Source organism: Streptomyces sp. NBC_00483 (genome assembly GCF_036013745.1).
In the GTDB taxonomy this organism is placed as follows: Bacteria; Actinomycetota; Actinomycetes; order Streptomycetales; family Streptomycetaceae; genus Streptomyces.
This window is the reverse complement of sequence record NZ_CP107880.1, coordinates 8,935,890-8,949,417: the sequence shown is the minus strand read 5'-3', so window position 1 is coordinate 8,949,417 and position 13,528 is coordinate 8,935,890. Positions and strand designations below refer to the sequence as shown.

The window sequence follows — 13,528 nt, the reverse complement described above, 5'->3', positions numbered from 1 at the left end:
TCCGCCACTAGATTGCATCGATGAATGCAACGTTGCAATACCCTCAGGGCAGCGGTTTTCCGGGGGCGCCGCGTGAAAGGATGACCGGGTGAGCAGTCGTCTGAAGGATGTGGCCGCCCGGGCGGGCGTCTCCACGCGCACCGTGTCCAATGTGGTCAGTGGGTCCGCCTCGGTGGCGGCGGAGACCCGACGGCGCGTCCAGGAGGTGATCGACGAGCTCGGCTACCGGCCCAACCTCGCCGCGCGCAGCCTGCGCGCGGGCCGCACCGGGATCATCGGCCTGGCCATCCCCGAGCTGCACTCGCCCTACTTCGGCGAGTTGGCCGGACTCCTGGTCGACGAGGCCCAGCGCCGTTCCTGGACCGTGGTCATAGACCAGACCCGGGGCGACGCCGACGCCGAACGCCGACTGCTCACCCAGGGCGGCGGGCGCGCCGTCGACGGGCTCATCATCAGCCCCTGGGCGCTCGACCCGGCCGAACTCGCCGCCACCGCACCGACCGTGCCGCTCGTCCTGCTCGGCGAGCGCAGCCCGCGGGGCGCGGCCGACCGCGTCGCCGTCGACAACGTCACCGCCGCCGACGAGGCCACCAGCCATCTGATCGGCCTCGGCCGGCGCCGCATCGCCGCCATCGGCCTGCAGCCGCACCTGCACAACGGCACCGCCCTGCTGCGCACCGAGGGCCACGGCCGGGCCCTGGAGCGGGCCGGACTCCCCCAACTCCCGGACGCCCAGCGCCCCGTGGCCGCGCTGCACCGGGCGGACGGCGCCCGCGCCATGGCCGAACTGCTCGACGGACCGGCCGTCCCCGACGCCGTGTTCGCCTTCAGTGACGAACTCGCCCTGGGCGCCCTCCATGTGGCGCACGAACGGGGCCTGCGCGTGCCCGAGGACATCGCGATCGTCGGATTCGACGACATCGAGGACGGCCGTTACAGCCATCCGCCACTGACCACCATCGCGCCGGACAAACAGCAGATCGCCGAGCGGTCCCTGCAGTGTCTGGCGGACCGGATCTACAGCCCCAGCAACGACGTCCCTCCGCAGGAACTGATCGTGCCGCACCGGCTGTTGAGGCGCGGCACGGCCTGAGCCGACCGATCGGCCGTCCATCCCCTCTTGCCTGTTCTATGTCATACACCTTAAGTTACTGACAGGTAGCCCAGGCAGCTCACCGCTCGGCGGTGGGGCGCCTCGTCGTCAGAGGTGGGGTGGACAGGTGAGCCCGCGCAAGAGTGACAGTCGTGACCGGATGGTCCTCAGCGCCGCCGCGCTGCTGCGCGAGTACGGGGCGAGCGCGACCAGCGTCGACCGGGTACTCGCTCACAGCGGGGCGCCGCGCGGCTCGGTGTACTACCACTTCCCCGGCGGGCGGGCGCAGCTCATCGACGAGGCGGTGGCCCTGGCCGGGGACTTCATCGCCGGACTGATCGACGCGGCGATGCAGGCCGACGATCCCGTGGAGGCCGTCGACGCGTTCTTCGTGCTGTGGCGCGAGCGGCTCGTCGAGAGCGGCTTCCGGGCCGGCTGCCCAATCGTGGCGGTGGCCGTCGAGACCAATGACGACGCGCCCCAGCTCGCCCGTTCCGCCGCCGCCGTCTTCGCCCGCTGGCAGGAGGCTCTCGCGGGGCTCTTCGTCCGGCACGGCCTGACCGAGGAACGCAGCCGCAGGCTGGGCGCCTTCACCCTCGCCGCGGTCGAGGGCGCGGTCATCATGTGCCGGGCCGAGCAGAGCACCGCCCCGATCGAGGCGGCCGCCGCCGAGATCCACGATCTCCTCCTGTACGCCCTGCGCGAGCGGCCCGACACCTGATCCGGCCCGTCGCCACCTCGTACACCTCGCATCCCGTGCACACCTCGAAGGAGTCGCCATGACCGCCACGCCCGTCACGCCCGTCACGCCCTCGCTCGACCGTCACGACAGTGTCTTCGTCCTCGACCTCGGCGACGGCGAGAACCGCTTCCACCCCGACTGGCTCACCGCCGTCGGCGCCGCGCTCGACGAGGCGGAGAAGGCGGAGGGCCCGCGCGCGCTGGTCACCGCCGCCACCGGCAAGTTCTACTCCAACGGGCTCGACCTGGAATGGGTGTTGGCGCACGCCGACCAGCACGAGAACTACGTCGTCACCGTCCACGAGCTGTTCGCGCGGATGCTGTCACTGCCGGTCATCACCGTGGCCGCGCTGCAGGGACACACCTTCGCCGCCGGCGCCATGTTCTCCCTCGCACACGACTTCCGCGTGATGCGGGCCGACCGCGGGTTCTGGTGTCTGCCCGAGGCGGACATCAACATCCCCTTCACGCCCGGCATGGCCGCCCTGATCCAGTCCCGCCTCGCCCCGCGGACCGCGCACGAGGCCATGCTCACCGCCCACCGCTACGGCGGCACCGACGCCGCGGCCGCCGGCATCGTCGACCAGGCGGTCCCCGAGGACGCCGTGCGCTCCACCGCGATCGAACTCGCCCAGGCACAGGTGACCAAGGCCGGCGACACCCTCGGCACCATCAAGGCCCGCATGTACGCCCCGGCCCTGGCCACCCTGCGCGACACCACCAACCCGCTCGGCTGACCACGACCGCACCCCGGGGCAGGGGCGCCACCCGCACCACGCTTCACGCACCGCACAAGGAGAACGACCACCGTGACGACCACCGACCCCACTGCCATGACCGGCCTGGAACTGATGCGCTGGGTGCAGACCGAACGCCCCACCGACATCCCCTCCATCGGCCGTCTGCTCGGCATGAACTTCGACGAGGTCGAGCACGGCCGCATCGTCGTCTCCCTCGACACCCGCCCCGACTTCGCCAACCCCCTCGGCACCGTCCACGGCGGCATCGCCGCCACCCTCCTCGACTCCGCCATGGGCTGCGCCGTCCACACCACGCTCCCCGCGGGCACCGGCTACACCACGCTCGAACTCAAGGTGAACTACATCCGCGCCGCCCGCACCGACGGCCAGACCCTCACCGCCGAAGGCAAGGTCATCCACGCCGGCCGCCGCACCGCCACCGCGGAGGGCAAGGTCCTGGACGAGCAGGGCAAGCTGATCGCCCACGCCACGACCACCTGCATGATTCTCTAGTAGGACTCCGTTAGGTCTTCCGATAAGTGCTGATCAAGAGCATGTTGGATGAGTGGACGCACATGAAGTGAACCGTGTCCGGGCGGGGTTGGCACTGTACGTGGCGGATGTGTTCGCCTCGGTGCCGCGCAGGGACCAGCGGGCCAAGGGCGACTGCTACCTGCGGGGCCTGATGCTGGACGGCCGCCGCAAGTCGATCCAGGCGATGGCCGCGCGGCTGCCGGACGGCAACGAGCAGAACCTGCAGCAGTTCGTGAACCAGTCGACGTGGGACCCGGTGCCGGTGCAGCGGCGGGTCTGCGAGCGCATGCTGCCGCTCATCCGGCCGACTGCCTGGGTGATCGACGATGTGTCGCTGCCCAAGGACGGCCGGATGTCGGTCGCCGTGGCCCGCCAGTACTGTGGGGCGCTGGGCAAGCGCGCGAACTGCCAGGTCGTGGTGAGCGTGCACGCCGCCACCGACGCCGCCTCGTGCCCGCTGCAGTGGCGGCTGTTCCTGCCCCCGGAGTGGGCGGCGGACGCCGACCGCCGTGCCAAAACACTGATCCCGCCCGAGGTCACGCACCGGGAGAAGTGGCGCCTGGCCCTGGACATGCTCGACACGCTGGCCGGCTGGGGAATGACCCCACCGGTGGTGGTGGCAGACGCCGCCTACGGCACCAACGGGCACTTCAGGGCCGCGCTGGCCGACCGCGGCCTGGACTACATGCTCGCCGTCCGCACCGATGTGACGGCCCATCCGTTCGACGCCGAACCCGAGGCCCCGGCCCGCGAGGGCGCGGTCGGCTGCTGGCCACAACCCCGCTACCGGCAGCCCGCCCCCTCGGTGGCGGCCCTGGCCAAGGAACTCGGACCGGACGCCTTCACCACCCTCACCTGGCGCCAGGGCTCCCGCGGTCGGCTGCAGTCCCGGTTTGCCGCGCTGCGGGTCCGGCCGGCCGGCAAGGCCGTCGAGCGGCCGATAAAGCGGGCCGCCTCGGACCAACAGGGCTGGTGGGACGGGATCCTGCCCGACTGCTGGCTGCTGATCGAATGGCCCGACGGCGCCGAGGCACCCACCGACTACTGGCTCTCCAGCCTGCCGGCCAACACCCCGATCGACGAGCTGGTCCGCCTGGCCAAGGTCCGCTGGCGCATCGAGCACGACTACCGCGAACTCAAACACGGCCTGGGACTCGACCACTTCGAAGGCCGTTCCTGGCCCGGCTGGCACCATCACGTCACCCTCGTGAGTGCCGCCCATGCCTTCCTCACCGAACAGCGCCTGGCCCCAAAAGTCCCCGCACCGGACTCACCCTCTATCAGGTCCTCGACACCCTCCAGAACATCCTGAGGTGCTGGACCGGCGCCTGCACCACCTGCCAACAGCCCCTGCCCGCCAGGACACATCACACCTCGAGATCGAGACAGACCTAACGGAGTCCTACTAGTGCTCTGACCGGAAACGATCACCGGGGTGGGTGTGTCCATTCAGGCTGTGAGTGGGCGTCCGCCCCAACGGATTCCCTTCTCGCTGCGGATGCGGGCGCGTTCGCGTCGTTGGGCGGCCAGGATGTCGGGGTGTCGGGCGTTCTGGTTTCGCCAGCGCAGGTAGCGGTGCAACTCCCGCGTCTGGACGTGGTGATTGGGGTGGTTGGAGTTGGCGAGGGTGAACTGCCGCAGCGGTCCGAAATGGGCCTCGATCGGGTTTGCCCAGGACGCGTTCGTCGGCGTGAAGCACAGCTCGACCTTGTTCCGGGCCGCCCAGCGCAGGATGCCCGCGTTCTTGTGGGCGGACAGGTTGTCCAGGATCACGTAGATCGGGGCGCCGTCGGGAAGAGCTGCCCGGATACTCCTGAGTGCAGCCCAGGTCGGGGCGATGCCCTTGCGGCGCCGGTTGACGCCCCACAGGGTGTCGTCGCCGACCGAGTAACAGCCGTGGAAGTACGTGACCCCGTGGGTGCGGTGGAAGGTCGCCGGCAGCCGGTCGGGCTTGCCCTGCTTCGCCCAGCAGGACCCGCCGGTGGGGCGGATGCCGAGCGGGCCGAACTCGTCGAAGGCGAAGGTGCGATCGGGGCGCTCGGTGAGCGCGTACTCGATCCGGTCCAGCTTGGCATCGAAGTCCGGGTCGCTGGACTCCTTCCAGGTCTTGGTCCGCTGGAACGTCACACCGCGACGCTGGAGCAGACAGCGCAGGGCCTCACGGCCGATACGTATCGGACGGGCGACGTTGCGCCGCAGATGGTCGGCGAGCTTCCGGATCGACCAGCGGGTGAAGGGCTTGCCGAGCTTGGTGGGGCGGGTGGTGGCCGTCTCGATGACGAACTCCTCGTCGTCATCGCTGAGCAGGCGGGGACGGCCTCCCGCCCACCGAGGGTCCACGCAGGCCAGCCCGATCGCATTGAATCGGTGGATCACATCCCGGACAGTATTCTCGTCCGCCTGCACCAGATTCGCGATCACCGGCACGGTGTTGCCGCCGGCCGAGGCCAACAGCATCATCGCCCTGCGGAAGCGCACCGTGCTGGTACTGCCCCGCCGCACGATCCGCTGCAGCCTCTGCCCCTCCTGCTCAGTCAGCCGACGAACCCTGACCGGCTCTGCCATCGCTTCTCCCTGCGCAGAACGGACGCTTAGTCGCATCCAACCGAGGCGAGGGCAGCCGACGCCAACCTCATGATCACGTCCCGTGCAAGGCCCCATGACGCTGGGTAGTTGGGGTTCAGTCCATCCACTCATGGGCGAGCACGGCATAGACGTATTCGCTGCCCCAACGATCTCCGTCGAGGTCGTTGTCGACCAGATGCGCCTCGCGACGCATGCCGAGACGCTCACACACGCGCACTGATGCGGTGTTGAGGACGTCGAGGCGTGCGAAGATCCGGTGGACTCCCAACTGCTCGAAGGCGAGCGAGGCCAGGGCCCGCGCGGCTTCCGTGGCATATCCCCGCCCGGCGCACCGCGGGTTGAAGACCCAACCGATCTCGGCCTGCCGGGCGTGCGCGCTTGTGAGGGTGAGGACCACCTCGCCGATGACACCTGGCTCGTCCGGCCGGCCCACGGCCAGCAGAAGCACATCACCGTCAGCCTGCCAGGCAGTCCCACCGGCCCGCGCGGCGATGGCCTCGGCACAGCCCTCGCGGGTGAGCGGCTGTCGGTAGAGGTAGCGCGCCACTTCCGGCAGGCCCTGGTACGCATACCGGTTATCCACGTCGCCCAAGGCAAACGGCCGCAGGACCAGCCGTTCGGTAGTGATCGGCACCAGGCCGTGCTGCGAGGCAATGGTCATCGAATTTCTCCCCGTGTCTTGCCAGTGAGCTGCCGGACAGGCTATTCGATCACCACATATCAATCCTGACCGGCATGACCACCCCACCCCGGTGATCGTTTCCGTTCAGAGCACTAGCCGTCGGCGACGGTTCTCAACTCTCTTGGTCCGCAACCCAGTTGCCGTGGAACCCCACCGGCACCCGCACCGGCAGATGCACCCGCGCGACGGGCCCGCCGCTCAGATCCTGGGCGGCGAGGACCACCAGGTCCGTGGCGCCACGCTCGGGGTCGAAGACGTACGACAGGATCCACCCGTCGTCCTCGGCGTCACTGTCCGCCGACGGCACGAACACGCCCTCGCCGACGTCCCCGCCCGCATGGAAGCGATGCACCTCGCTGCCGCCGCGCTCCAGGTCGAACTTGACGAGTCCGACGCCGACTTGGGCGAGCTCGGGCGCCGGCGAGGTGGGCGACAGCAGGTGGACGCGGGCCCGCTCGGCCGCATACCCGTCGACGGGTTCGAGGACCCCGTAGCCGTACCGGTGCGCACCGGTCTCGCGCCGCGGGTCGACCCGCGGGAACTCCACGGCCCGCTCGTCGATGCCGTCCTCGCGCACGGTCCCGGCGGCGAGATCGACCGTCCACCGCACGAGTCGCGGCGGCGTCTCGTCCGGCCCGCGGCTGTCCCGCCCCGCGAACAGCCGGTCGTAGCGCACCAGATGGACATTGATGAGCCCGTCCCCGTCCTCGTACGCGTTCATGGGGTGGAAGACGAAGCACGGCTCGACCTCCAGCCAGCGCACGTCCTCGGCGCGCCCCTCGCGCGGCAGCACGCCGAGCCGCGGCTTGCGCTCCGGGTCCCAGATGTAGGGCAGGGACGAGGGTGACGTGGCGACGTCCGGGTTGAAGACGACGGGCAGGTCGTACAGCAGCACGTACGAGGCGGTGAGCGAGAAGTCGTGCATCATCGGCCGCCCGTCGACGGGGATGTCGACCCTGCGCCGCACCCGCCCGTCGGTCCCGACGACCAGGTACTGCACATACGGATACGCCCAGCAGTACGCCACCGCGTGCAGCTCACCGCTGACCGGGTCGAGGGTGGTGTGCGCGGCGAGCCCGCCCGGCAGCGTGCCCTGGAAGTCGTACGGGCCAAGGGTGTTGAGGTCGCCGTCCAGCTCGTACGGCAGCGCTCCGCCCTCGACGGTGGCGAGGTAGCGGCCGGCGAAGTTCAGGATGTGCGTGTTGGGCGCGAGGTCCATGTCGAGGTGGCGCGGGCCGTGCAGCGGCTTGTCCCCGAGCGTCGCGGCCATGGCGTCGTTGCGCACCCACCGGTTCCGGTACCACTCGGCCCGCCCGCCGCGCAGCCGTACCCCGTGCACCATGCCGGGCCCGGTGAACCAGTGGTACGCCGCCGGGTCGTCGACGTTCAGCGGATTCGGCCCGTTGCGCAGATACCTCCCGTCGAGCCCGTCGGGTATCCGCCCGCTCACCGGCAGGTCGTAGGCGGTGACCTCCTCGCGCACGGGCGCGAACAGCCCTTGCAGATACGGATTTCCCTGATCGGCCATGACGGCCTCCTCGACGGGTCCGGCAGGGGGTGGCGCAGGACTCCACCCTCTACCGAAAACGGGCCCGGGTCGACCCCCGATCGAGGCGGGCCGTTCCCGATCCGGTCCGCTGAGCGGGCCAGAAGTGTCGCGCGGCCGCCGTGCGTTACGGAGCATGGCCTCGCCCATCGCTCCGGCCCCCTGGGAGGTTGTTCCGTGCATTCCTTTGCCCGAAGAGGACTTGCAGGCTTGGCGAGCCTGTTCGTGCTGCTCACGCTTATATCCGCCGTTCCCGCCTCCGCAGCCTCTCGCTCCTTGACGGTCCCCACCGACAAGGGCCGGGTCGCGGGAGCCACGAAGGACGGGGTCGACCGGTTCCTCGGCATCCCGTACGCGGCTCCGCCCGTCGGCTCCAAGCGCTGGCAGCCGCCGGCGCCCGCGTCCTCGTGGAAGGGGACGCGTTCGGCGACGGCCCCCGGCCCGCGCTGCATGCAGTTCGGCGGCGACGCCGGCCGTGGGATGAGCGAGGACTGCCTGTCGCTCAACGTCTACACCCCCTCGAAGCGCACGGACCATCCGCTGCCGGTGATGTTCTGGATCCACGGCGGCGGATTCTCCGGCGGGTCGGGAGGCGACGAGGACGGCTCACAGATCGCCGAGGCCAACAACGTCGTGGTCGTCACCGTCAACTACCGCCTCGGCGCGTTCGGTTGGCTCGATCTGCCGGGCCTGAGCAAGCACGGTGGCGGCAACTACGGTCTGCTCGATCAGGAGGCTGCGCTGCGTTGGACGCAGCGCAACGTCGGCGCCTTCGGCGGCGACGCGAGCCGGGTGACCATCGGCGGCCAGTCGGCCGGCGGTCATTCCGTCTGCGCGCTCCTTGCCTCACCGCCGGCCCGCGGCCTGTTCTCCGGCGCGATCATCCAGAGCGGCGGTTGCCCCAGCCTCACGGCCCAGCAGGCCGTCGCGCGAGGGAAGAAGTACGAGACGGCGGCTGGCTGCGCGAACGCCGCGGACAGCGCGTCCTGCCTGCGGTCCAAGTCGGCCGATCAACTGCTGGCCTCTGGACGGGAGTTCGCCGGAGGCGTACTGAGCGGACCGCTGCCCGTTTCCGGCGGCCCCGAACTGCCGATTCCGCCGGGCGAGGCCGTCCGCACGGGCAAGGCCGCGAACGTCCCCCTGCTCATCGGTCACACGCGCGACGAAGTGCGTTCCTGGGCGCTGCCGTTCGCGAAGGCGACGAAGGAGCAGTACGAGAAGGCGGTCCGCATCGAGTTCGGTGGCCAGGCCGACGCCGTCCTCGCCCACTACCCGTTCAGCGCTTACGGCGACTCGTACACCGGGACGTACGCCTTCGCTGATCTGTGGGACGACAGCAGCTCGTTCTACGGGCTCGGAGGCTGCCAGTACCACGACCTCGCGGGTCAGGCCGCGAGCCGTCAACCGCGCACGTACTTCTACGAGTTCGACGACCCGCACCCGCCCGTCAAGGGCGGTCTGCCAGCCGGCTTCGACCCGGGTGCCTCGCACGGCGCCGAGATGCCGTACCTGATGCCCGAGGCGGCCTCGAAGCAGCTGTCACCCGGGCAGCAGCAGCTGTCCGACGAGATGGTGCGCTACTGGGGCTCGTTCGTGAAGCACGGGAACCCCGCGGCTCCGGGACAGGCCGCCTGGCCTTCGTACCGGGCCGGGAAGTACATGTCGCTGCTGCCGGGTGGTGAGAGCAAGGCCCTCACGTCCGGGGCGTACGCGACCCAGCACCAGTGCTCCTTCTGGAACTCCATCGACCACGACTGGCTCCCGGTCGATCCGGGCCAACTCGCCGCACAGGCAGGCGTTTCGCAGTCCTGACCCCGCATACGCAACGGGCCCCCTCCGATCGGAGGGGGCCCGTTCCCGTACGCCAGGTCCTACTTCCCGGAGCCCTCCAGGTCGAGCACGATCTTCCCGACCGCCGCACCCGTGCGCAGTCGCTCCACCGCCTCGCCGAGCGCGTCGATCCCGTACCGCTCGTACGGCAGCGACAGCGCGCCCGACGACAGGTCGGGAAGGAGGCGCAGCACCTCGGGGGCGACCTCCGCGCCGCGCGAGATCATGTTGACGGGCAGCAGGGACACGTCCGCGAGGAAGAAGTCCGCGAGGTCCAGCTTCAGCTCGCGGCCGGCCGTATAGCCGAGGAGTGCGGCCCGGCCGCGTCCGCGGACCATGGTGAGGGCGTTCCGCAGGATCTCGCCGCCGACCGTGTCGATCAGCACGTCGACCTTGCCTCCGATCGCTTCCTCGGAGAGGTCCGAGGCGAGCAGTGCCTTGGCCACCCCGGGCACGTGCGGGAGCTTCGCCGGACGGCCGACCGCACCGATCACCTCGGCGCCGGCGCGCGCAGCGAGCTGCACGGCCATGGCACCGACCGCACCGGACGCACCGGTGACCAGCACCCGCTCCCCCGGCCGCACCTGCGCGATGGCGTGGACGGTCGCCCAGGCGGTGCCGACAGGCGAGAAGTAGATGCAGGCGAGGGCGGGGTCGGTGCCCTCGGGCATCGGCTCCAGGGCGGCGTCCGGCACGAGCGCGTGCTCCGTCCAGGCGCCGTCGCGGCTCAGGCCGAGCCCTTCCCCTCGCAGCCGGACCAGCGCGCCCTCGGGGTGCGTGTCCGAGGCGACGACGTGGCCGCTGCCCTGGGTGCCGGGGATGAACGGCAGCTCGGGCAGGATGCCGAACTGTCCGTCGAGGATGTTCATGTCGAGGTGGGCGACGGTGGCCGCCGCCATCCGTACGAGGGTGTGTCCGGGGCGCGGCTCGGGCACGGTCCGCTCCGTGAGGCGCGGCAGGGTGCCGAACTCCTCCAGGAGCAGGGCTCGGGATGTCGTTGCGGTGGTGCTCACGTGCTGTGTTCTCCGTTCATGTCCCCGTTGGTGTCTCCGTTGGTGACCGCGTCCCGCCCCGTTCTCCCACTCACACCCTAGCCCCGTACTTGTGCAGTACACGCACCGCGATCACGCGCAGCACCCGGTCGTAGACGAGACCCAACACACCAAGGGTGATGATGCCGACGAAGACCCAGTCGATCCGGCCGTAGTTCCGGGACGTCCAGATCAGGGAGCCGAGGCCCACCTGGGAGGCGACGATCTCGGCGGAGACGATCGTGAGGAAGCTGTTGCCCATGGCCAGGCGGGCGCCCGTGAGGATGTACGGGACGGTGGACGGCAGCACGATCCGCTGGAGGATCTGCCTGCGGCTCGCGCCGAGGCTGGCCGCCGCCCGCAGTTTGTTCTCGTTGACGGCCATGACGCCCGCGCTGGTGTTGAGGGTGACGATGAAGACGGCCGTGTAGAAGATCAGGACGATCTTCGAGGACTCGCCGATGCCCAGCCACGCCACCGCCAGGGTCACGAAGGCGACCGGTGGGATGAAGCGGAAGAACTCGATGTAGGGCTCCAGGAGCTGGCGGAGGATCCTGATCTGTCCGATCAGCAGGCCGATCGGGGCGCCCACCAGGACGCCGAGGCCCCAGCCGATCAGGATGCGGCGGCTGGAGGCGATGACCGAGTTGCCGAGCGTGCCGTCGGACGCCAGCTCGCCCGCGGCCGACAGGGTCTGGCTCGGCGAGGCGACCAGCGAGGGGCCGTACTTCATCGCGACGAGCTGCCAGACCCCCAGGCCGACGACGACGGCGAGGACGTACAGGCCGAAGGTGCGCAGTCCTTGTCCGCCCGCCCGGCTGGTGCGGCGCGGGCGGGTACGTGTCGGGGCCGCGGCCTCCGTCGTGGTGATCGTCATGCGCCCTTCGCCTCTCCGTCGAGCTGGTCGTCGAGCCCTTGGTCGCGCATGGCCTTGCGGACCTCTTCTCCGATGTCGTCGCGCAGCTTGTGGCGCAGGCGTACGGCGGCGGGGTCGGACTCGTCGCGGGGGCGCGGCAGGTCGACCGTGTACAGGGACTTGATCGAGGCCGCCGGGCCCGCCGTCATCACGGCGATGCGGTCGGCGAGCAGGATCGCCTCGTCGATGTCGTGCGTGACGAAGACGACGGTGCAGCCGGACGCCCGCCAGATGCGGGCCGTCTCCTGTTGCAGCACCTGCCGGGTCTGCGCGTCGAGCGCGCCGAAGGGTTCGTCCATGAGGACGACGCCGGGTTCGTTGGCGAGGACCCGCGCGATCTGGACGCGCTGGCGCATGCCGCCGCTGAGCTGGCCGGGGTAGCGGTCCGCGCAGTGGCGCAGCCCGACGAGGCCGAGGTACTCGTCGGCGATCTTGTCCTGTTCGGCTCGGGAACGGCCGCGCATGCGGGGCCCGAAGGTGACGTTCTGCTTCACCGTCAGCCAGTCGAAGAGGGCCTCGCTGCTCTGGAACACCATGCCCAGTTCGGGGTCCGGGCCGCCGATGGGAGCGCCGTCGGCGGTCAGTGTGCCCTCGCTGACCTGGATGAATCCGGCCATCGCCGACAGCAGCGTGGACTTTCCGCAGCCGCTCGGGCCGAGCAGGCAGAGGAATTCACCGGCCGGGATGTCGAGGTCGATGTCCTGGACGGCCTGGAAGTCGCCGAAGGAGATCCCGGCGCGTTCGGCCCGCAGGGCCGCTCCCGTGGCCGTGGACTTCTCGATCACCTTGGTCATCGGGATTCCTTCGTGTTGTCGGGAAGCCAGCCGTGCTGGACGGCGCCGCGCACGTCGGGGCGGGCCTTGAGCTTGCCGGTGTCGAGGTAGAAGGAGGCCGTGTCGTCGTAGCCCTTCAGGTCCTTCGTGGTGAAGTCGCGGACGCCGAAGTCGATCTCCTTCACCGCGTTCAGGGTCTGGGCGGTGGGGATCTTCGCGGCGTCCTTGGTGGCCTTCGCCGCGGCGTCCGGGTCGCTCTCCGTCTCCTTGGCCGCGTCCGCGAGGGCCGCGGCGACCTTGGCGGCGGTGCCCTTGTGGTCCTTCAGCCAGGGTGAGGTCGAAAGCAGCCAGTGCTGGTAGCTGAGGCCGTAGTCGCCGGTGGTCTCCAGGATGCGCTCGCCCAGCTCCTTGCCCTTGGCCGGCCAGGGCTCCCACAGGACGTACGCGTCGACGTCGCCCTTCTTGGTGAGGGCCGGGATCTCGGCGGGATCCGAGGTGACGAGGTCGACCGAGCCGGGCTTGATGCCCTTGGATTCGAGGAACCGTGTGGCGGCCAGCTCGGACAGGCCCGGGACCACGGCCATCTTCCGGATCTTGTCGGGCGATTTCACGTGGGGGCCCAGGACGACCTTGAGGTACCGCCCCGAGTTCTCGTACACGAGGAGCGATCTCAGGTCCGGGTTCTGCCCGAGCAGGCCGATGGTGGTGGCGTCGGAGTTCCCGGCCATCTGGACCTGTCCCGCGGAGAGGGCGTCGACGCCTTCCGCGCCCTTGGCGAACTGGACGAGGTCGACGTTCACTCCGTGCTTGGCCCACAGCCCCTCGGCGTCGGCCACGAAGAACGGAGCGTACGAGGCGTCGACACCGACCGCGATACGTATCCGGGGGCCGGCCGCCTTGTCGCCGGAGCCCGGCCCGGACCCGGCGTCGGTGGTGCCCGCTCCGCATGCGGTCACCGCCAGCAGTGCGGCGGTGAGGAAAGCGGAGCCGGTGATGCGCTGAATCGGGCGGGACGCTGTCTGCATGGTCACCTCGGGGTGGACGCTTTTCGGCAGG

13 protein-coding genes are annotated in these 13,528 nt (G+C 70.2%); 6 read left to right on the top strand and 7 right to left on the bottom strand.

The window, feature by feature from the left end; genetic code table 11:
* Nucleotides 1-88: 88 nt before the first annotated feature.
* The 5 genes from OHA73_RS40040 (at nucleotide 89) to OHA73_RS40020 (ending at nucleotide 4,420) form a co-directional block, all read left to right on the top strand.
* Nucleotides 89-1,093 (top strand): LacI family DNA-binding transcriptional regulator, encoded by a 1,005-nt coding sequence (locus tag OHA73_RS40040; protein ID WP_327657660.1) that lies wholly within the window; start codon nucleotides 89-91, stop codon nucleotides 1,091-1,093.
* Between the two features lie 127 nt (nucleotides 1,094-1,220).
* Nucleotides 1,221-1,814: a TetR/AcrR family transcriptional regulator gene (locus OHA73_RS40035; protein WP_327657659.1), complete on the top strand. Its 594-nt coding sequence runs from the start codon at nucleotides 1,221-1,223 to the stop codon at nucleotides 1,812-1,814.
* A 58-nt stretch (nucleotides 1,815-1,872) separates the two neighbouring features.
* Nucleotides 1,873-2,571 carry an enoyl-CoA hydratase-related protein gene (locus OHA73_RS40030; RefSeq protein ID WP_327657658.1) on the top strand — a complete coding sequence of 233 codons (699 nt, stop codon included), beginning with the start codon at nucleotides 1,873-1,875 and terminating at the stop codon, nucleotides 2,569-2,571.
* Nucleotides 2,572-2,643: 72 nt separating this feature from the next.
* Nucleotides 2,644-3,087 carry a PaaI family thioesterase gene (locus OHA73_RS40025; RefSeq protein ID WP_327657657.1) on the top strand — a complete coding sequence of 148 codons (444 nt, stop codon included), beginning with the start codon at nucleotides 2,644-2,646 and terminating at the stop codon, nucleotides 3,085-3,087.
* Nucleotides 3,088-3,139: 52 nt separating this feature from the next.
* A complete protein-coding gene (locus OHA73_RS40020; protein WP_327657656.1) occupies nucleotides 3,140-4,420 on the top strand; it encodes an IS701 family transposase in 1,281 nt (426 codons plus the stop codon).
* Between the two features lie 137 nt (nucleotides 4,421-4,557).
* On the opposite strand, the gene OHA73_RS40015 is transcribed toward OHA73_RS40020, so the two are convergent.
* The 3 genes from OHA73_RS40015 to OHA73_RS40005 all read right to left on the bottom strand — a co-directional run bounded on the left by OHA73_RS40015 (nucleotide 4,558) and on the right by OHA73_RS40005 (nucleotide 7,904).
* Nucleotides 4,558-5,673, bottom strand: coding sequence for an IS630 family transposase (locus OHA73_RS40015; RefSeq protein ID WP_327657655.1), 1,116 nt, complete (start codon nucleotides 5,671-5,673; stop codon nucleotides 4,558-4,560).
* Between the two features lie 115 nt (nucleotides 5,674-5,788).
* Nucleotides 5,789-6,355: a GNAT family N-acetyltransferase gene (locus OHA73_RS40010; protein WP_327657654.1), complete on the bottom strand. Its 567-nt coding sequence runs from the start codon at nucleotides 6,353-6,355 to the stop codon at nucleotides 5,789-5,791.
* Nucleotides 6,356-6,488: 133 nt separating this feature from the next.
* Nucleotides 6,489-7,904, bottom strand: a complete 1,416-nt coding sequence (locus OHA73_RS40005; protein ID WP_327657653.1) for a carotenoid oxygenase family protein — start codon at nucleotides 7,902-7,904, stop codon at nucleotides 6,489-6,491.
* Between the two features lie 294 nt (nucleotides 7,905-8,198).
* Between OHA73_RS40005 and OHA73_RS40000 the strand changes: the two genes are divergently transcribed.
* On the top strand, nucleotides 8,199-9,734 hold the full coding sequence (locus OHA73_RS40000) for a carboxylesterase/lipase family protein (protein ID WP_327657652.1): 1,536 nt from the start codon (nucleotides 8,199-8,201) through the stop codon (nucleotides 9,732-9,734).
* 59 nt (nucleotides 9,735-9,793) lie between these two features.
* On the opposite strand, the gene OHA73_RS39995 is transcribed toward OHA73_RS40000, so the two are convergent.
* The 4 genes from OHA73_RS39995 to OHA73_RS39980 form a co-directional block, all read right to left on the bottom strand.
* Entirely contained in the window at nucleotides 9,794-10,765 is a 972-nt protein-coding gene (locus OHA73_RS39995; protein ID WP_327657651.1) for a quinone oxidoreductase family protein, read from the bottom strand.
* A 70-nt stretch (nucleotides 10,766-10,835) separates the two neighbouring features.
* On the bottom strand, nucleotides 10,836-11,660 hold the full coding sequence (locus OHA73_RS39990; protein WP_327657650.1) for an ABC transporter permease: 825 nt from the start codon (nucleotides 11,658-11,660) through the stop codon (nucleotides 10,836-10,838).
* Nucleotides 11,657-12,493, bottom strand: a complete 837-nt coding sequence (locus OHA73_RS39985; protein ID WP_327657649.1) for an ABC transporter ATP-binding protein — start codon at nucleotides 12,491-12,493, stop codon at nucleotides 11,657-11,659. Before OHA73_RS39985 ends, OHA73_RS39990 begins: the two co-directional genes overlap by 4 nt.
* Nucleotides 12,490-13,497, bottom strand: a complete 1,008-nt coding sequence (locus tag OHA73_RS39980) for an ABC transporter substrate-binding protein (RefSeq protein ID WP_327657648.1) — start codon at nucleotides 13,495-13,497, stop codon at nucleotides 12,490-12,492. Before OHA73_RS39980 ends, OHA73_RS39985 begins: the two co-directional genes overlap by 4 nt.
* Nucleotides 13,498-13,528: the final 31 nt, after the last annotated feature.